This is a genomic window from Flavobacterium sp. PL002 (assembly GCF_054165825.1).
In genome coordinates, this window is record NZ_CM135110.1 from 2440732 (window position 1) to 2459732 (window position 19001).

Genomic DNA, 19001 nt, shown 5'->3' on the forward strand with positions numbered 1-19001 from the left:
TTTAGAATTTGATTGTTTAAAGGTCAAATTGCTTTATTTTTCGGTATAAAGTACGCTCAGAGATTCCTAATTCATCGGCCGCAGCTTTGCGTTTTCCTTTGTTTTTTTCTAATGATTTTTTAATCATTTCAATTTCTTTTTGTTCTAAACGCAAGACTTCCTCTTCCTCAACTGTTTCAGCAAAAAGGTAGTTCTCATCATTTTCATGGTACTCCTCTTCTTTGTTTGAAGGTGAAAGTAGAGCTGTTCTTGGTTCTTCTTCAAAATCAATTTCGTTGTCGTTCTCTTTAGAACCATATATTTTCTGAATCAAATTTGGATTAATGTCTTGGGCTTTTGTACTCCCGTTTTTCATCAATTCTAAAGTCAGTTTTTTCAGGTCATTCAAGTCGCTTTTCATATCAAAAAGAACCTTGTATAGTATGTCTCTTTCGGTACTAAAGTCGGTTTCAGCTTTTTTATCCTTAATTACTGACGGTAAATTACTTCCTTCTGTAGGTAAATAGGATAGTAAGGTTGTAGCTGTAATATCTCTAGAAGTTTCTAATACAGATAACTGTTCGGCAACATTTCGCAATTGACGAATGTTTCCGCTCCAGCGAAATTTCTGCAAGACCTGTACTGCACTATCATCCAGTTTTAATGGTGGCATTTTGTATTTATGAGCAAAATCTGCAGCAAACTTTCTAAATAATAAATGAATATCATCTTTTCTTTCTCTTAAGGGCGGCAATAGAATATCAACAGTACTCAAACGATAGTATAAATCTTCTCTAAATTTTCCTTTTTCAATAGCATCAAATAGATTCACATTTGTTGCCGCAACAATACGGACATCTGTTTTTTGAACTTGTGATGATCCTACTTTTATAAATTCGCCGTTTTCAAGAACACGTAATAATCTTACTTGAGTGGTTAGTGGTAATTCACCTACTTCATCCAAGAAAATTGTACCCCCATCAGCTACTTCAAAGTATCCTTCGCGTGTGCTTGTGGCACCTGTAAAAGCCCCTTTTTCGTGACCAAAAAGTTCACTATCAATAGTTCCTTCCGGTATAGCACCACAGTTTACTGCGATGTACTTCCCGTGTTTTCGATGTGAAAGAGAATGGATGATTTTCGGAATGCTTTCTTTTCCTACGCCACTTTCTCCAACCACTAAAACGGAGATGTCAGTAGGAGCAACTTGTATTGCTTTTTCAATGGCACGATTAAGCTTTGGGTCATTCCCAATAATCTCAAATCGTTGTTTTATATTTTGAACTGTATCCATGTTCTATAATATTGTTTAAAGTTGTTTTTGTTTAAAGTCGACCAAATGAGGTAAACTTTAAACTTTAAACTTCACACTTTTTTTTAATTCATTTCACTCAATCCCACTGCTTCTCCTTTCAAAGTTCCGCTGGTACAAGAGGTTATTTTTACATTTACAAAATCCCCGATTTTATAATTCTCTTTTGGAAAAACCACTGTAATGCTTTGTGAATTCCTTCCTGAGAATTCTTCGGTTGATTTTTTAGAAACTTTTTCGACCAAAACCTCTACCGTTTGTCCAATAAATTCCTCAGATCGTGCCCATGCATGTTTTTGCTGCAAGTCTACAATTTCTTGCAAACGTCTTGCTTTTATTTCATCGGTAACATCATCTTCCATTTTTCTTCCTGCCAATGTTCCAGGGCGTTCCGAGTAGGAGTACATGTATCCAAAATTATATTTCACATATTCCATTAAGCTCAACGTATCTTGATGATCTTGCTCAGTTTCTGTTGGGAAACCAGCAATCATATCTTGTGAGATAGAGCTATTTGGGATAATCGATCTTATTTTGTCAATCAAAGTCATGTATTCCTCACGACTGTGAAGGCGGTTCATTTCTTTCAGGATTCGGTTACTTCCAGACTGAACTGGCAAGTGAATGTGTTTACATATGTTGTTGTGTTTTGCAATAACGTGTAAAACGCTTTCGTGCATGTCCTGCGGATTTGAAGTCGAAAAACGAATACGCATCTTTGGAAAACCAACAGCAACCATTTCAAGCAATTGATCAAAATCTACTGCTGTTGCTTTTTGCATTTCCGTTGCGCTTGTAAAATCTTTTTTTAATCCACCACCATACCATAAGTAGCTATCCACATTCTGTCCTAAAAGCGTAATTTCTTTAAAGCCTTTGTCCCACAAATCCTGAATTTCCTTCATTATACTCTGCGGTTCACGGCTGCGTTCACGACCTCTTGTAAAAGGAACAACACAAAACGTACACATATTATCACAACCACGAGTAATCGAGACCAAAGCAGTGATACCGTTGCTCATTAATCGAACTGGCGAAATATCACCGTAAGTCTCATCTTTCGATAAAATCACATTGATAGCATCACGACCTTCCTCTACTTCGCTCAATAAATTAGGCAAATCTTTGTAAGCATCTGGGCCTACCACAAGGTCAACTATTTTTTCTTCTTCTAGGAATTTGTCTTTCAAGCGTTCGGCCATACAGCCCAAAACGCCCACTTTCATTTTCGGATTAATACGCTTTACAGCATTGTATTTCTCCAATCTTTTGCGCACCGTTTGCTCCGCTTTATCACGTATCGAACAAGTATTTACTAGAACCAAGTCGGCTTCTTCTAGTATTTGCGTGGTGTTATATCCGTTTTCGGATAGAATGGAAGCTACAATCTCACTGTCCGAAAAATTCATCGCACAGCCGTAGCTTTCTATAAAAAGTTTTTTAGTATTCCCTGATTTATTTTCTAAAACAAGAGATTCCCCTTGTTTGCTTTCTTCAATAATCTTTTCCATAAGTCACTTTCAAAAGTGTGTTTTAATAAGAATGCAAATGTACAATTATTTGAAACAATCTGACAAGTTGTCAGCCGAAGATTTAACAAAATTTAGCTTAATTTAAAATGTAATTTGAAGCTTACTAATTATGGGTGTTTTTATTAGGAGCTATTTCTGGCTATTCGCTTCAAGTGCTCGCAAAAAAGCAGGGTTTCTTAAGTGATATAAAGAGCTTCTTTTAGTCGCTTTTATACCTCTAGAAACTCAAGCTTTTTTTGCTGTGCGCTTTATGCTGCTATCCAGGCTAGGAACTGAGGATGATTATTACCAAAAAAAAGGCTCTCTTTTAAAAAAAGAGAGCCTTTAACCAACAAATTAAAATTAAAACTTTAAAATAGATTTACGTCTAACTGTATTCTAGCAATTTTGTTAGAAGGGTTCCACATTGCAGTGGCAGAAACAGGTAGTTTGTAATTAAATATTTCGATATTTTTAGTGGCTTTTATACCTGTGTTTACTACGTCAAAATCGCTTTGAGTTTTCGTTGTGAATAAGTGTTTGCTTCCGTTCAACGGGAATGCAGCACCTATAAAAGCGTTTAAGTTTACTTTTTGGTCTCTAATCAATGGGTAGCTTAATTCTACATAAGTAGAATTTCTACTTCTAAAATCATTGTTACTGTTTAATTCACGATCATTTAAGCCGCTATACAATAATACATCTGCTTCAATGCGTATTGGGAAAGCTTCTGGAAAACGGTATGAAGTCCTTAAGTCAATAATGTGTGTTGTAGTTAGTTTATCATAATTAAAAACCTTTGGAGATGCAATTCCAGTGGTATTAAATAAATCCCATATCGCTATAGATAAGTTGTTTTTTTGATATTGAACATAGTAGTTTATCTCGCGGTAGGTACCATCAAAACCTGCGCCACCCCAAATACCCACTTTTAATGTTTGGCTTTCATTTAAGGCATAATGAATGTTTCCAGTTGCAGTCATACCATCATTAATAACTAATCCTCTCCATAAGTGACTGGTTTCAATCCCTACATTAAAATCTAAACGTGATGCTTTTGTTTCTTTCACAGCAACAATTATAGTGTCTGAAACATTTGTTTTTTGGGCGTATCCAGCCAACCCTGTAAGTGAGATTACAGCGGCAATTATAAATTTTTTCATGGTTTTGGTTTGTTTTAAATTGGATTTAAGTAAGCATTAAATAACAAAATGCTGCAAGACTAGATCCTATTATTGGACCCACAATAGGGACCCAAGAGTAGCTCCAGTCACTGCTTCCTTTAAAAAGTAAGGAATGAACAATTCTAGGGCCTAAATCTCTAGCTGGGTTGATTGCGTATCCAGTTGTGCCTCCTAAGCTTAGTCCAATTACCCATACTAATATGGCAACAGGCAAAGCGCCTATTGATCCCAATCCTATTTTTGCATCAGCTGCAGTAGCAATGCTTAAGTCAGGGCCTGAAAGATAAAATATCACAAAAATAAGAACAAAGGTTCCTATGATTTCACTAATTAAGTTGGAACTATAATTCCTAATAGCTGGACCAGTGCTAAAACAAGCTAGTTTTCCGCCTTCATCTTCTGTGACAGCAAAATGATCTTTGTGTGAAAGCCAAACTAAAAATGCTCCTAACATGGCGCCAATCATTTGCGCAAGTATGTAAGTCGCAACTTGGCTCCAAGCAAATTTACCAACTAAGGCTAATCCTAATGTTACAATAGGATTTAAGTGTGCGCCACTTACTGGGCCTGCAACAACTACTCCTACAAATACTGCAAAAGCCCAAGCAGTTGTAATAACAATCCATCCTGAATTGTGTCCTTTAGTGTCTTTAAGAACAACATTTGCAACTACTCCGTTTCCTAATAATATCATTAGCATTGTACCAATGATTTCTGCTATAAATGGTGTCATATTTTAGTGTTTTTAAATGATTTACAATTTAATCTTCGATCCAGTTTGAAGCACGTCCCACGGCTCTGTCCCAGTTGTGAACAAGTTTGTCTACTTCTTCGCGAGGCATCTCTGGAGTAAACTCACGGTCTATTGACCATTGTTGTTGTAAATCATCTACACTATCCCAATACCCAATTGCTAGTCCAGCCAAATAAGCAGCTCCTAATGCAGTTGTTTCTAATGTTTTTGGTCTGATTACTTTAAAATCAAATAAATCTGATTGAAATTGCATTAGTAAGTTATTTGAAACGGCACCACCATCAACACGCAATTCTTTTCCTTCTTTTCCAAAATCACCTTCCATGGCTTTTACTAAATCATAAACTTGATAAGCGATTCCTTCAAGTGTAGCGCGGGCAATGTGGGCGTTTGTGGTTCCTCTAGTGATTCCTACAATAGCTCCTCTAGCATATTGATCCCAGTGTGGTGCTCCTAAACCAGTAAGTGCAGGTACAAAATACACGCCGCCATTATCAGGAACTTTTAATGCTAAAGTCTCAATCTCCTCCGCAGACTCAATCATTTTTGCTCCATCTCTTAACCATTGTACGGCAGCTCCTCCTACAAAAACACTTCCTTCTAATGCGTAAGTTGTTTTTCCGTTAATTTTCCATGCAACGGTTGTTAGTAAGTTGTTTTTAGAATAAACAGGTTTGTCACCTGTGTTCATTAGCATAAAGCAACCCGTCCCGTAAGTGTTTTTTACCATTCCGGGCTCTGTACATAATTGACCAAAAAGTGCTGCTTGTTGATCCCCTGCAACACCTGCTATAGGAATTTTTGTTGCGAATAAAGTGGTACAAGTTTCTCCGTATATTTCACTACTTTGTTTTACCTCAGGTAGCATTGCTCTAGGAATAGTGAATAACGCTAATAATTCGTCGTCCCATTCTAAAGTATGGATATTTAATAATAATGTTCTACTAGCGTTAGAGACATCAGTCATGAACATAGCGCCACGAGTCAATTTCCAAATTAACCAAGTGTCTACTGTTCCGAAACATAATTTTCCTTGTTCAGCTTTTTCACGAGCGCCAGGAACATTGTCAAGAATCCATTTAACTTTAGTTCCAGAAAAATAGGCGTCTAGAAGTAACCCGGTTTTCTTTTGAATCATCTCAGCATGACCTTGTGCTTTTAATTCGTCACAGTATTTTGCTGTTCTTCGATCTTGCCAAACAATCGCATTGTAAATAGGTTCACTAGTCTCTCTATCCCAAACAATTGTAGTTTCTCTTTGATTGGTAATTCCAATCGCAGCAATTTCTTTTCCGTTTATTCCTGTTTTTGCAATTACTTCGGCAGCAACACTTATTTGTGAAGACCAAATTTCGTTAGGATCATGTTCTACCCATCCTGGTTTTGGAAATATTTGTTCAAATGGCTTTTGAGAAATGTTTACAATTTCCCCGCTATGGTTAAAAACGATGGCTCTCGAGGAAGTTGTCCCTTGATCAAGCGCTAAGATTAATTTGTCTTTCATAGTTTATAATGTATTGTGGTGGTTAATTAATTTGATCTGTATTCTGTTAAAAGGAATCCGTTTGCTAGTTTTTTAAATTCAGCTACTTGTTCTTCAGCCCAAGCATTATTATGTCCAAGCTCTTTTGCAATTGTTTTTGCAACTTTTTCTGAAACTTCTACCGCTGCACGAGCATCTAAGAATAATAAACGAACTCTTCTTGATAGTACATCATCAATTGTTCTTGCCATTTCGTTACGAATTGCCCAAACAACTTCGGCCATGGTATAGTCGTAATCAGGGTGTAGTTTTTGTTTTAATTCAGGCTCTTCGTTTTGAAGTGCGAGTATTTTTGGGATATCAGTTCCGTAAATGTATAAATGGTTTTCACGGTTTGCTGTGCTGGTTTTTATGTTTCCGTGAATTGCAATATGTTCTGTTTTGCATTCTTTTTTTGGTAATTGACGAACAGCGATCGCTTTGTCAATAATGTCTTCGGCAATTTTTCTATAAGTAGTCCATTTACCGCCAGTTATAGTAATTAAGCCAGTATCCGAAACTATAATTTTATGACTTCTAGAAACTTCTTTAGTGCTCTTGCCTTCTTTTTCAGGAGCGGCAAGTGGTCTCAGTCCTGCAAAAACCGACAATACATCAGCACGTGTAGGTTTTTTTGCTAAAAAGCGTTGTGCTGTTTCTAATACAAACTCAATTTCTTTTTCTAATGCAATAGGTTCAAGACTGTGGCTCTTTATTAAAGTATCTGTTGTTCCTACTACAATTTTATCATGCCATGGCACGGCAAATAATACTCTACCGTCACTTGTCTTCGGAATCATTAATGCGTGATCGCTGGGTAAGAATGATTTGTCAAAAACAAGATGAATTCCTTGACTAGGAACAATGTATTTTTTGTAAACAGTATCGTTTAGTTTCATTATTGCATTGGTGAAAACCCCAGTTGCATTTATGATAGATTTTCCTTTTAAATCGTATAATTCTCCAGTTTCTTGGTCTTTAATTTGGACTCCGGTAACTTTATTGTTGCTGTCTTTTATTAAATTAACCACTTTAGTATAGTTTAAAAGACAAGCGCCTTGTTCAACAGCAGTTTGAGCAATGTTGATCGCTAAACGAGAATCGTCAAATTGACCATCTTGATATACAACTCCGCTTACTAATCCTTTTTGCTCAACAGTAGGAAGTAGTTCAATTGTTTTTTTCTTCGAAATATATTTAGACTTTCCTAAGCTTAATCTACCAGCAAGCATGTCGTAAATTGTTAAACCAACAGTGTAGAAGTAGCCACCCCACCAGTTGTAATTAGGGATAACAAAAGATTGGTTTTTAACAAGATGTCCTGCATTTTGAGCTAGTAATCCTCTTTCTTTAAGTGCTTCTCTCACAAGTGATACGTCACCTTGTTCAAGATAACGTACGCCACCGTGAACTAATTTAGTACTTCTGCTAGAGGTTCCTTTAGCAAAATCTACTGCTTCAACCAAAATAGTTTTGTACCCTCTACTGGCAGCATCAAGTGCCGTTCCAAGTCCGCTGGCTCCTCCACCAATGATGATTACATCCCATTCTGGAGTTTGTTTTAGTTTTGTTAATTGTTCAGATAGTTTCATTGTGTGTGATATTTGTTGTTTTTTAACTTTCGATACTTTCGAATAACAAACATAATGAAATAAAACGAAACCAAATTAAATAAAACGAATTATATTTATAAATTTTATTTTTGTACCTTTAAATACTTACAAAATAAAATAAACTAGGAGCTATTATGACTATAATCAATAGGAGGCAAGAGGATATACTTAAGGAATTAAATCAAAAAGGGTATGTTAACGTGGTTGATTTATGTGAAACTCATAATGTTTCAACCGTAACCATTCGAAAGGATTTGAACTTCTTGGAAAACGAAAAGCTTTTACATCGTACGCATGGTGGGGCAAGCAAGCAACCTATTTATGCTTTTGAAAGAGATGTGAATGATAAAGAGACCTTGCAGGTAGAGCAGAAAAAGCAAATTGCGCAAGAGGCTTTAAAATATATAAGTAACAATGACTACGTGATCTTAGGTTCAGGTTCAAATATTCAATATTTGTCCCAAATTATCAAAGGCTTCCATAAATTAACGGTGTTAACCCCTTCGTTAAAGGTTTCGTTAGAACTCTGCAAAGAACCAAGTATTGATACAATACAGTTAGGCGGAGATATTCGAAACAGTTCTACTTCGGCTGTTGGACCTATTGCGGAATCAATTTTAGGACAATTTTCTTGTAATAAATTATTTTTAGGAACTGATGGAATTCATCTGGATTTTGGATTGAGTACTTCGAATGCTCTTGAGGCCCATTTAAATAAGGCAATGATAGATGTAGCTGAAAAGGTCATTGTACTGGCAGATTCTACTAAAATGAATATTAGGGGTTTTGGTAAAATATGTAATTTGAATAAAATTGATGTTTTGATTACAGATAGTGGTATTGATAACGAAACTAAAGCGAAACTTGAAGAGTTGGGGATTGATGTGGTTGTGGCAGGAAAAGGATAATTCCTTATAATATAGGTGTGGCTTAATAATAAGTTTAAATTAATATTCTTAAATTCAATGAATGCTTTTCTGAATCCTTTTCATTTAATGAAACGAATAATGTTAATTGTTACGCTTCTTTTAATTGTATCATGTGATGGGTATCAATCTATTTGTGGTTTGGTTATCGATTCTGAAACAAAAACACCAATTGAAAAAGCAATTATAAAAACAATAAATCCTAAATTTAAGGCGTATTCGGATAAAAATGGATATTTTGAATTTCATAATTTTACTGGATTCATATTTAGTGATAATGATTTGACTGTGGTAATTTCTAAAGTGAATTATATAAATGATACATTAAATATAAAGAATGGCGATAGTAAACTTGTGAAATTGATTAAAACTGAATAGAATTATTTCTTTCAAATTAGTGTTTTGTACTTGGGTTTTATAGCTTGCTTTTTGGACTAAAAAAATTTTAAAAATATTCAAAAGCCCGATATTTAAAAAAAACTTCTACTTTTGTCCGAGAAAAATAGAGCAATGGCAAAGAATTTAGTAATAGTTGAGTCCCCAGCAAAAGCGAAAACAATAGAAAAATTTCTAGGTAGTGATTTTCAAGTAGAGTCAAGTTATGGCCATATAGCCGACTTGCCTTCGAAAGAAATAGGTGTCGATGTCGACAACAACTTCAAACCTAAATACGAAGTTTCATCTGATAAAAAAGCATTAGTAACCAAGTTGAAAGGCTTAGCTAAAAAAGCCGAAATGGTTTGGTTAGCGAGTGATGAGGATCGCGAGGGTGAGGCTATTTCTTGGCATTTATTTGAGGAGCTTAAATTAGATGTGAAAAAAACAAAACGTATTGTTTTTCATGAGATTACTAAAACAGCTATTTTAAAAGCTATTGATAATCCAAGAGAAATTGATTATAATTTAGTGAATGCTCAGCAAGCGCGTCGTGTCCTTGACCGATTAGTAGGTTATGAGTTGTCTCCGGTACTTTGGAGAAAAATTAAAGGCGGACTTTCTGCTGGACGAGTACAGTCGGTTTCTGTTCGTTTAATTGTGGAAAGAGAACGTGATATTCAAAATTTTAATGCTGTAGCTAGTTATTCGGTTGTTGCTGAATTCACAAATGAAGCAGGGAAATCGTTTAAGGCAAAACTTCCAAAAAACTTTACTACTAAAAAAGAAGCCGAAGATTTTTTAAATAAAAATATCGGTTCTTCTTATAAGGTTTCTGATTTAGAAACGAAGCCAACAAAGAAATCTCCTACAGGTCCTTTTACAACATCTACTTTGCAGCAAGAAGCAGCTCGTAAGTTGTATTTGCCAGTAGGGATAACCATGCAGTTAGCGCAACGTTTGTATGAAGCTGGATTGATAACGTATATGAGAACGGATAGTGTAAATCTTTCTAAAGACGCAATGGATGCTGCTCAGGCTGAAATTATTAAATCTTACGGGAAAGAATTTTCTAAACCAAGAACATTTACAAATAAAAGCAAAGGTGCTCAAGAGGCGCACGAGGCGATTCGTCCTACAGATATGTCGCGTCATACCGTAAATATTGATAGAGATCAAGCGCGCTTGTATGATTTGATTTGGAAAAGAACACTAGCGTCACAAATGAGTGATGCGCAGTTAGAGCGTACTAATGTTAAAATTGAAGCGAATAATCACAAAGAACTATTTACTGCATCAGGTGAGGTATTGCTTTTTGAAGGGTTTTTGAAAGTGTACCTTGAGGGGCATGATGATGACGAAGAAGAGCAAGAAGGTATGTTGCCTGCAATGAAAGTAAACGAGAAACTACTAAATAATTATATTACCGCTACCGAAAGATATTCAAGACCACCTGCTCGTTATACTGAGGCTTCATTAGTGAAGAAGTTAGAGGAGTTAGGAATTGGTCGTCCGTCTACTTATGCGCCAACTATTTCTACTATTATCAACAGAAATTATGTTGAAAAAGGGAATCTTGATGGTCAAGAACGTAATTATACACAGCTTACTTTGCAAGCAAATGAAGTAGGGGAGAAGTTGTTGAAAGAAAATACAGGTTCAGATAAAGGGAAATTAGTACCTACGGATATTGGAACTATTGTTACTGATTTCTTAGTTAAGAATTTTGGGAATATTTTAGATTATAACTTTACAGCAAAAGTAGAACAAGATTTTGATGAAATTGCCGAAGGAAATGTGGATTGGGCGATCATGATGAAAGAATTTTATGATAAATTTCATCCTACAGTAAAAGATGTTGAGCTAAATGCTGAAAGAGAAAGCGGTGAAAGGATTTTAGGAACGGATCCTAAAAGTGGAAAACCAGTTTCTGTTCGTTTAGGAAAGTTTGGTCCAATGGCTCAAATTGGTGCTGCAGATGATGAAGAGAAAAAATTTGCTAGCTTGATGTCTGATCAAAATATTGGAACTATAGATTTAGAAGAAGCTTTGAATTTATTTTTGCTTCCTAAAAATCTGGGGCAATACAAAGAAGAAGAAGTTGAGGTGAGTAATGGTCGTTATGGTCCGTATATTCGCCATGGTGCAGCATTTGTATCACTGCCAAAAGGTGAAAATCCACTAGATGTAGATTTTGATCGTGCCAAGCAGCTAATTGATGAAAAAGCACTTGCTGATGCGCCTATAGCTGTTTATAAAGGTGAGGGAGTTCAAAAAGGTGTGGGTAGATTTGGTCCTTTTATTAAATGGAATGGCTTGTTTATTAATGTAAATAAGAAATACAATTTTGATAATTTATCACAATTAGATATTGAAACGCTAATTGAAGATAAAGTACAGAAAAATATTGATAAGGTACTTCATAATTGGGAAGACGAAGGAATTCTAGTTGAAAAAGCACGTTGGGGTCGTTCAGTTATTACCAAAGGAAAAATCAAAATAGAGTTAGGTAAAGATGTGGATGCGGCAAAATTGACTTTGGAAGAAGTTCAAGAAATGATTGCTAAAAAAACACCAGCGAAAAAAGTGGCGGCTAAAAAAGCGCCCGCTAAAAAGGCAGTTGCTAAAAAAGCACCAGTTAAAAAAACCGTAGCCAAAAAGAAATAGAATGGAGTTTGATTTTTTAAAACCTATAGATGGGGAAATACTTACCGTATTAAAAACATTTTCTATACAACAATTAGCTAGTAAGGTTGTTTTTCATACTCAGGACCAATTTCCTGATTTAAATAAGATTACTATTGCAGTTATTGGTGTTGCTGAAAATCGCGGTAACGCACATGGGGCTACTACGGTTGATTTATCTGCTATCAGGAAAGAATTGTATGGAATGTTTCCTGGTAATTGGGACGCTACGATAGCTGATTTAGGAGATATACTTGCGGGTAATAGTACGACTGACACTTATTTTGCTTTACGCAAAGTAACTGCAGCTTTGATTAAGCTTAAAATTGTACCCATAGTTATTGGCGGTTCACAGGATTTGACTTATGCTTTGTATAGGGCTTATGATGAGCTGGAGCAAATGGTGAACTTGGTTGCTATTGATAGTAAATTTGATTTCGGAAAAGAAGATGGTGGTGAATTAGCGACTTCCTATTTAACAAAAATGATTATTGATGAGCCAAACAATCTTTTTAATTATTGCAACATTGGTTATCAAACCTATTACAATTCACAAGAAGAGATAGATTTAATCGAAAAATTATTTTTTGATGGATACCGTTTGGGTGAAATTTCAAATAATATTGCTTTAGCTGAACCTGTTTTTAGAGATGCTGATATAGTAAGTTTGGATTTGAATGCTGTTAAATCATCAGATTCTGGTAATTTCACAACATTTGTGCCTAATGGATTTAATGGAAAAGAAATTTGTGCTTTGTCTAGATATGCAGGAATAAGTGATAAGGTGTCTGTTTTTGGATTATTTAATCATAACAGTACCATTCACGAATCTGTATTGATGGCGCAAATTATTTGGTATTTTATTGAAGGTTTTCATTATCGTTCAAATGAATATCCATTTGGGACAAGAGATAATTATATCAAGTACATAGTGCCGATAGAGGATGAAGTTTTAGTGTTTTATAAAAGTGATAAAACGGATCGATGGTGGATAGAAATACCATTTATTTCAAATGTTAATAATAAATTAAAAAGAAATACGTTATTACCTTGTTCTTATGATGAATATTTAGGTGCTTGTAATCAGGAAATACCTGAAAGATGGTGGAAAGCACAAAGAAAAAACGTTGTTTAGGGCCTTTGTTTTAAGGCGTTGATAAAATTATAAAAGAACGTTAAAATAAATGTTTTATATTTAAAAATAATTATATACGTTTGTACCATAAAATAAAAGTATGTTATTTGATATTAATAATGTATTTGTTTTAAAAAAAAAGAGTTGATTTATCTCTGTTGTGTATTTTATTATTAAAATAAGAAATAAGGATAATAACTCAAACTATAATGAATTTATAACCCCAATTTATATGAAGAATCTCGTTGCGATTGTAGCAATTTTGACACTATTAAACAGCTGTGGTAAATCAGGAGACAGAGGTGAATTAGTCGGAGCTAACGGTGGAAAATGGCATCCTGAAAAGCCATATGGTATGACTTTGGTTCCTGGTGGATCTTTTATCATGGGAAAATCTGATCAAGATATTGCTAATGTTCAAGATGCTCCTACAAAAACGGTAACCGTTAGGGCATTCTATATGGATGAAACTGAAATTACGAATAGTGAGTACCGTCAATTTGTTGATTGGGTAAAAGACTCAACAATGAGAGTGAGATTAGCTATCTTAGCTGATGAAACAGGAGTTAAAGGTGGTGATGGAAAAGGAAAGAAAGGTGGAAGCATTGGAGATTTTGCTTTCAACGATTCTGATCCTGAAAAAATGACTGCTTATGACAAGTACATGTATGACAACTATTATAGTATCGGTACTTCTGATGATCCTTATGCGAGTAGAAAGCTAAACAGAAATGTTAAACTTATTAAAGATACAAAATTGTATCCTGATGAGTATTATGCTGAAGTTATGGATTCAATGTATTTACCAGCAGAGTCATCTTACAATGGTTTGAGAACTATGGATGTTGATAAATTAAAATTCCGTTATTCATGGATGGACATTCAAGCTGCAGCTAAAGCTAAAGTTGGTAAAAGAAAAGACTTTGTAAAAACAGAAGAGGTTAAGGTATATCCTGATACAACTGTTTGGATTAAAGATTTTGCTTATTCCTATAATGAGCCTATGCATAATGACTATTTTTGGCATAAAGCTTATGGTGATTATCCAGTAGTTGGTGTAAAATGGACGCAAGCAAAAGCTTTTTGTGCTTGGAGAACATTAAATAAAAATGCTTATATCAAGTCTAAAAAGAAAGGTCGTGATTTAGTGAATTCATTCAGATTACCTACAGAAGCAGAGTGGGAATATTCTGCTAGAGGTGGTTTAGAATCTGCGACATATCCTTGGGGAGGTCCTTACGCTAAAAGTGATAAAGGTTGTTTCTTGGCGAATTTTAAGCCTAATAGAGGTGATTATGCAGCTGATGATGCACTTTATACAGTAGAAGCAAAATCATACGACCCTAATGGTTATAACCTTTATAATATGGCAGGAAATGTTTCTGAGTGGACGGATTCTTCTTATGATCCTAATGCTTATGAGTATGTTTCTACTATGAATCCTAATGTTCTTGATGCTTCAAACAAACGTAAAGTTGTTCGTGGAGGTTCTTGGAAAGATGTAGCTTACTTTTTACAAGTTAGTACTAGGGATTTTGAATATGCTGACTCGGCAAGAAGCTTTATTGGATTTAGAACAGTTCAAGATTACATGGGTGAGCAGATTACTGCAAAGAAAACAAGATAATATATTACCAAATCTATTCATATTTATAAAAAAACTTTAAAATTAAAATTATGGCATTATTAAGCAAAAAAACAATGAATTTCTCATATGGAATGGGTGCAGCGGTTGTAATCCTTGGAGCATTATTCAAAATTACACATATTGAATTTGGTCCTATTACAGGTAACTTAATGTTAACTATCGGATTAGTTGTTGAGGCGTTAATTTTTGCATTATCTGCTTTTGAGCCTGTTGATGATGAATTAGATTGGACGTTGGTTTATCCAGAACTTGCTAATGGTGAAGCTAGAAAACAAACTGTAAAAGTAGAAGCTGCTCCAGCTGAAGCACAAGGTCTGTTGTCTCAAAAGCTTGACGCAATGCTTAAAGATGCTAAAATTGATGGTGAATTAATGTCAAGTTTAGGAAATAGTATTAAGAACTTCGAATCTGCTGCAAAAGGAATTGCTCCTACTGTTGATTCAATAGCTTCTACAAAAAAATACAGTGATGAGTTAACGTTGGCTGCGACTCAAATGGAATCTCTAAATAGTTTGTATAAAGTACAATTACAAAGCGCTTCAAGAAATGCTCAAATTAATGAGGAAGTTGCTGAGAATAATTTAAAATTAAAAGAGCAAATGCAATCTCTTACAAAAAACTTGTCTTCTTTAAACGGTGTTTATGGAGGTATGTTATCTGCAATGGGTACTAAATAATTAGTTTTTAAACTATAATTAATAATTAATAAACTAATTTTTAGAAAATATGGCAGGAGGAAAACAAACCCCTAGACAAAAGATGATTAACCTAATGTATTTGGTTTTCATCGCAATGTTAGCGTTAAATATGTCCAAAGAAGTATTGTCAGCTTTTGGATTAATGAATGAAAAATTTGAAGCTTCGAATACTTCAGCAGTACAAACAAATGCTCAAATGTTGAGCGGTTTAGATGCTAAAGCTTCTGAGGCTGGTGGTGAATTTACCACTGCAGCTGTAACAGCTCATAAAGTTGAGACTATTACAAAAAGCTTTTACGCTTACATAGGAGCTATAAAAACAGAAGTTCTTGTTGGAACAAAAGTGAATCCAGAAACAGGGAAGTTGCCTTACGAAGCAATGGATAAAGGGGATAACTTAGATCATGCTTGGTTCAGTCCATCAGGATACTCCGCTAAAGGGAAAGAAGTTTTAAGCACTATCGAAAAGTACAAATTAGATATGAAAGCTGCTTTAGGAGATAATAAAAAATTGTCGCCAATATTAGCTGAAGTAAACGCAAAGTTTGACATAAGTGATGTGAAAAATAAAGACGGAATTTTAATTCCTTACTTAGATTATCATTACAAAGGTTTTCCAGCAGTAGCTTCATTAGCAAAATTATCAGCTTGGCAAAATGATGTTGAAAAAGTTGAAGTAGATGTTTATAATACTTTATTAGGGAAAGCGGCTGTTGCTGCGGCATCTTATAGTAATTATGAAGCAATTGTTGTTTTAGATAAAAATGCTTATTTTCAAGGAGAGCCAGTTACAGGTAAAGTTGTTTTGGGTAGATATGATGCTAATACAAAGCCTACTTCTTTTACGCTTAACGGTAAGCCAGGGAATATAGTAGCTGGTCAAGCGGTTGTTTCTATGACAGCGGGTAGCGTTGGAGAACAAACTCTAAATGGACAATTTAATTTTCTTGAAGATGGAAAGAATATTCCATTAAAATTTCAAGGTAAATATGTTGTTGTTCCAAGACCTAATTCTGCTACTATTTCTGCAGATAAAATGAATGTTGTTTATAGAGGTGTGCAAAATCCTATGACAATTTCATTTGCAGGTATCTCTGACAATCAGGTTAACGCATCAGCTCCAGGTTTATCTAAAGTAGGTAATGGGAAATATGTTATGACTCCTGGTTCAGGAACTGAAGTTGTTATTAATGTTTCAGGTAAAATGAATGATGGAAAAGTTGCTTCTGATAGAAAAGTTTTCAGGATTAAAGGAATTCCTGGTCCAACTGGAACAATTAGAGGAGAAACAGGTATCGTAAAAGGACCTAAATCTAACCTTGAAATTTCAACAATTGGAGCTAAACTTGAAGATTTTGACTTTGAAGTTGGTTTAGATGTAGTTGGTTTTAACCTAAAAGTATCTGGTCAAGCTACAGTAGTAGTTTCTGGAAATAGATTAAATGCACAATGTAAAGCTGTTTTAGCTAGAGCTGGAAGAGGAGATCAAGTTACCATTTCTGAAATTAAAACTAAATTAGTGGGTGCAGGTAGTTATTTATTACCAAGAACTGCTCCAGTTATTTTCGAAATACAATAATACAAAGTGCTTTTAAAGCATTTAATATCTTATAATGATACCATGATGAATTCAAGAAATTTTTTAATAGTTGTTTTTTCTGTTGTTGGAAGTTTTGTTTCCTCTGCTCAATCAAATTTGCTTAATGCAAAAACACCTGATCAGATTGGTTTAAAAACTGCAGCTGAACTTATTTCAGATAACGACAAGCCTTTGGCTTATGGTTATGTTCATGATAGAGATATCTTGATGGGTAAAACTGTGTGGGAAATTATTGATTTAAATGAAAAAATCAATTTCCCTTTATATTTTCCAATTGATACTGCTAATATTGGCTCTGATAGACGTTCTTTATACGATGTTCTTACTAAAGCTATAAGAAGTGGTGCTATTACAGAAGTTTATTCAGACAGCTATTTTAACACTAAGAAATCATACAATGATATCCAAGCTACGTTAAGTCGTATTGATACAACTGATGTAGGTAGAGAGCAAATTAATGCTGGTTTAAGTGTTTCTCCTGAGTATATTTTAAGAGATGACTTAACTGCTCAAGATGTTAGCGAGTATAAAATTAAAGGGTACTGGTATTTTGACAAACGTCAAAGTGAATTAAAATATCGTTTGTTAGGGATTTGTCCTGTGACTCCTGATGTTTACTCTATGCATAGTGAGGTGAAAGATTATATCGAATTATTTTGGATTTTCTTCCCTGACGCTAGAGAAGTTTTGCATTCCGCAAAAGCTTTCAACGATGCTAATTCATCTATGCCAATATCATTTGATCAAATACTAAACTCAAGACGTTTTAATAGTGTAATTTACAAAGAAGAAAACGTTTATGGTGATAGAGCTATTGATGAGTACATGAAGGATAATTCACAAAATCAATTACTTGAAGCTTTAAGAGTTAAAGAAAAGATTCGTGATTTTGAATCAGATATGTGGAATTATTAATTCCTATTTTAATTACAACAAAAGACTCTTATCTTAAATGATAAGAGTCTTTTTGTATTATACTAATTCTCTTTTAATATTTATTTATGATTGATTTTTTAATAGTTGGTTCTGGTCTCGCAGGTATTTCATTTGCCGAAGTTGCTTTGAATAATAATAAGTCAATTCTTGTTTTCGATAATGATTCTCAAAATTCTTCAAAAATTGCTGGTGGTCTTTATAACCCAGTGATCTTGAAAAGATTTAGCGAAGTGTGGAAAGCAGAGGAACAGCTTAAATTAATGAAGGATTTCTATGCCATTGTTGAAGAAAAGTTAAAAACAAAATTTGATTTTTCGACTCCAATACTAAGGAAATTTTTTTCTATTGAAGAGCAAAATAATTGGTTTTCGGCTTCGGATAAAACGGGTTTAGCTCCTTTTTTATCAACTGCTATAATCACAAAAAAATATGACGGAATAACATCTCCCTTTAATTACGGTGAAGTTTTGCATACAGGATATGTTGATACAGCTTTGTTATTGACCAAGTATAAAATATATTTAAAAGATAAAGAATTACTTATCCAGGATTCATTTGATTACAGTCTTTTAGAAATAAAAACAGACAGTGTGATTTATAAAGGTATTGAAGCAAAAAATATTGTTTTTGCTGAAGGTTTTGGAATGCATGAAAACCTTTTTTTTAAATACCTGCCTTTAGATGGTACAAAAGGGGAACTTTTTATAATAAAAGCTACAGATCTCAATCTTGACGTTATTGTTAATACCAGTGTCTTTATTTTGCCTTTGGGTGATAATTTATTCAAAGTAGGAGCAACCTATAATTGGAAAGATAAAACAGACTTGCCAACTTTAGAAGGGAGGCAAGAGCTTTTAGAAAGAATCAGCGAAATCATTGACTGTGAATTTGAGGTTATTGCCCATTTTGCAGGTGTTCGTCCTACAGTTTATGATAGGCGGCCCTTAATAGGAACTCATGTTGATCATAAATCACTACATCTTCTTAATGGTTTAGGTACACGCGGGGTAATGCTTGGACCTTCTATGGCAAAAGCCTTGTTTGATGCCATAGTTAATGGTATTGCTTTAGATCCAACAATTGATATTAAAAGGGTGAAACCCAAGAATTTTAATTAATGCGT

At 34.5% G+C, this 19001-nt stretch carries 15 protein-coding genes; 9 read left to right on the forward strand and 6 right to left on the reverse strand.

The window, feature by feature from the left end; translation table 11 throughout:
- Positions 1–16: 16 nt before the first annotated feature.
- The 6 genes from ACVEGE_RS10695 to ACVEGE_RS10720 all read right to left on the reverse strand — a co-directional run bounded on the left by ACVEGE_RS10695 (position 17) and on the right by ACVEGE_RS10720 (position 7854).
- A complete protein-coding gene (locus ACVEGE_RS10695; RefSeq protein WP_173850234.1) occupies positions 17–1273 on the reverse strand; it encodes a sigma-54 interaction domain-containing protein in 1257 nt (418 codons plus the stop codon).
- 83 nt (positions 1274–1356) lie between these two features.
- Positions 1357–2802 carry a tRNA (N6-isopentenyl adenosine(37)-C2)-methylthiotransferase MiaB gene (miaB, locus tag ACVEGE_RS10700; RefSeq protein ID WP_173850233.1) on the reverse strand — a complete coding sequence of 482 codons (1446 nt, stop codon included), beginning with the start codon at positions 2800–2802 and terminating at the stop codon, positions 1357–1359.
- Between the two features lie 371 nt (positions 2803–3173).
- Positions 3174–3965 (reverse strand): hypothetical protein, encoded by a 792-nt coding sequence (locus ACVEGE_RS10705; protein WP_173856958.1) that lies wholly within the window; start codon positions 3963–3965, stop codon positions 3174–3176.
- A 25-nt stretch (positions 3966–3990) separates the two neighbouring features.
- Positions 3991–4719: an MIP/aquaporin family protein gene (locus ACVEGE_RS10710; protein ID WP_173850231.1), complete on the reverse strand. Its 729-nt coding sequence runs from the start codon at positions 4717–4719 to the stop codon at positions 3991–3993.
- 28 nt (positions 4720–4747) lie between these two features.
- A complete protein-coding gene (gene glpK / locus ACVEGE_RS10715; RefSeq protein ID WP_173856957.1) occupies positions 4748–6244 on the reverse strand; it encodes a glycerol kinase GlpK in 1497 nt (498 codons plus the stop codon).
- A 26-nt stretch (positions 6245–6270) separates the two neighbouring features.
- On the reverse strand, positions 6271–7854 hold the full coding sequence (locus ACVEGE_RS10720; protein ID WP_192501212.1) for a glycerol-3-phosphate dehydrogenase/oxidase: 1584 nt from the start codon (positions 7852–7854) through the stop codon (positions 6271–6273).
- Positions 7855–8009: 155 nt separating this feature from the next.
- Between ACVEGE_RS10720 and ACVEGE_RS10725 the strand changes: the two genes are divergently transcribed.
- The 9 genes from ACVEGE_RS10725 to ACVEGE_RS10765 all read left to right on the forward strand — a co-directional run bounded on the left by ACVEGE_RS10725 (position 8010) and on the right by ACVEGE_RS10765 (position 18996).
- Entirely contained in the window at positions 8010–8783 is a 774-nt protein-coding gene (locus ACVEGE_RS10725; RefSeq protein ID WP_173850228.1) for a DeoR/GlpR family DNA-binding transcription regulator, read from the forward strand.
- Positions 8784–8870: 87 nt separating this feature from the next.
- Positions 8871–9179 (forward strand): peptidase associated/transthyretin-like domain-containing protein, encoded by a 309-nt coding sequence (locus tag ACVEGE_RS10730; protein ID WP_192501211.1) that lies wholly within the window; start codon positions 8871–8873, stop codon positions 9177–9179.
- 132 nt (positions 9180–9311) lie between these two features.
- On the forward strand, positions 9312–11843 hold the full coding sequence (gene topA, locus ACVEGE_RS10735; RefSeq protein ID WP_192501210.1) for a type I DNA topoisomerase: 2532 nt from the start codon (positions 9312–9314) through the stop codon (positions 11841–11843).
- Position 11844: 1 nt separating this feature from the next.
- A complete protein-coding gene (locus ACVEGE_RS10740; protein WP_192501209.1) occupies positions 11845–12996 on the forward strand; it encodes a formimidoylglutamase in 1152 nt (383 codons plus the stop codon).
- Between the two features lie 232 nt (positions 12997–13228).
- Complete coding sequence (porK, locus tag ACVEGE_RS10745) at positions 13229–14623, forward strand: T9SS ring complex lipoprotein PorK/GldK (RefSeq protein WP_173856952.1); 1395 nt, start codon at positions 13229–13231, stop codon at positions 14621–14623.
- Positions 14624–14673: 50 nt separating this feature from the next.
- Positions 14674–15321, forward strand: a complete 648-nt coding sequence (porL, locus tag ACVEGE_RS10750; protein ID WP_173856951.1) for a type IX secretion system motor protein PorL/GldL — start codon at positions 14674–14676, stop codon at positions 15319–15321.
- A 49-nt stretch (positions 15322–15370) separates the two neighbouring features.
- Positions 15371–16921 carry a type IX secretion system motor protein PorM/GldM gene (porM, locus tag ACVEGE_RS10755; protein ID WP_192501208.1) on the forward strand — a complete coding sequence of 517 codons (1551 nt, stop codon included), beginning with the start codon at positions 15371–15373 and terminating at the stop codon, positions 16919–16921.
- 45 nt (positions 16922–16966) lie between these two features.
- Positions 16967–17857: a type IX secretion system ring subunit PorN/GldN gene (gene porN, locus ACVEGE_RS10760; RefSeq protein ID WP_173856968.1), complete on the forward strand. Its 891-nt coding sequence runs from the start codon at positions 16967–16969 to the stop codon at positions 17855–17857.
- 86 nt (positions 17858–17943) lie between these two features.
- A complete protein-coding gene (locus tag ACVEGE_RS10765) occupies positions 17944–18996 on the forward strand; it encodes an NAD(P)/FAD-dependent oxidoreductase (RefSeq protein WP_192501207.1) in 1053 nt (350 codons plus the stop codon).
- Positions 18997–19001: the final 5 nt, after the last annotated feature.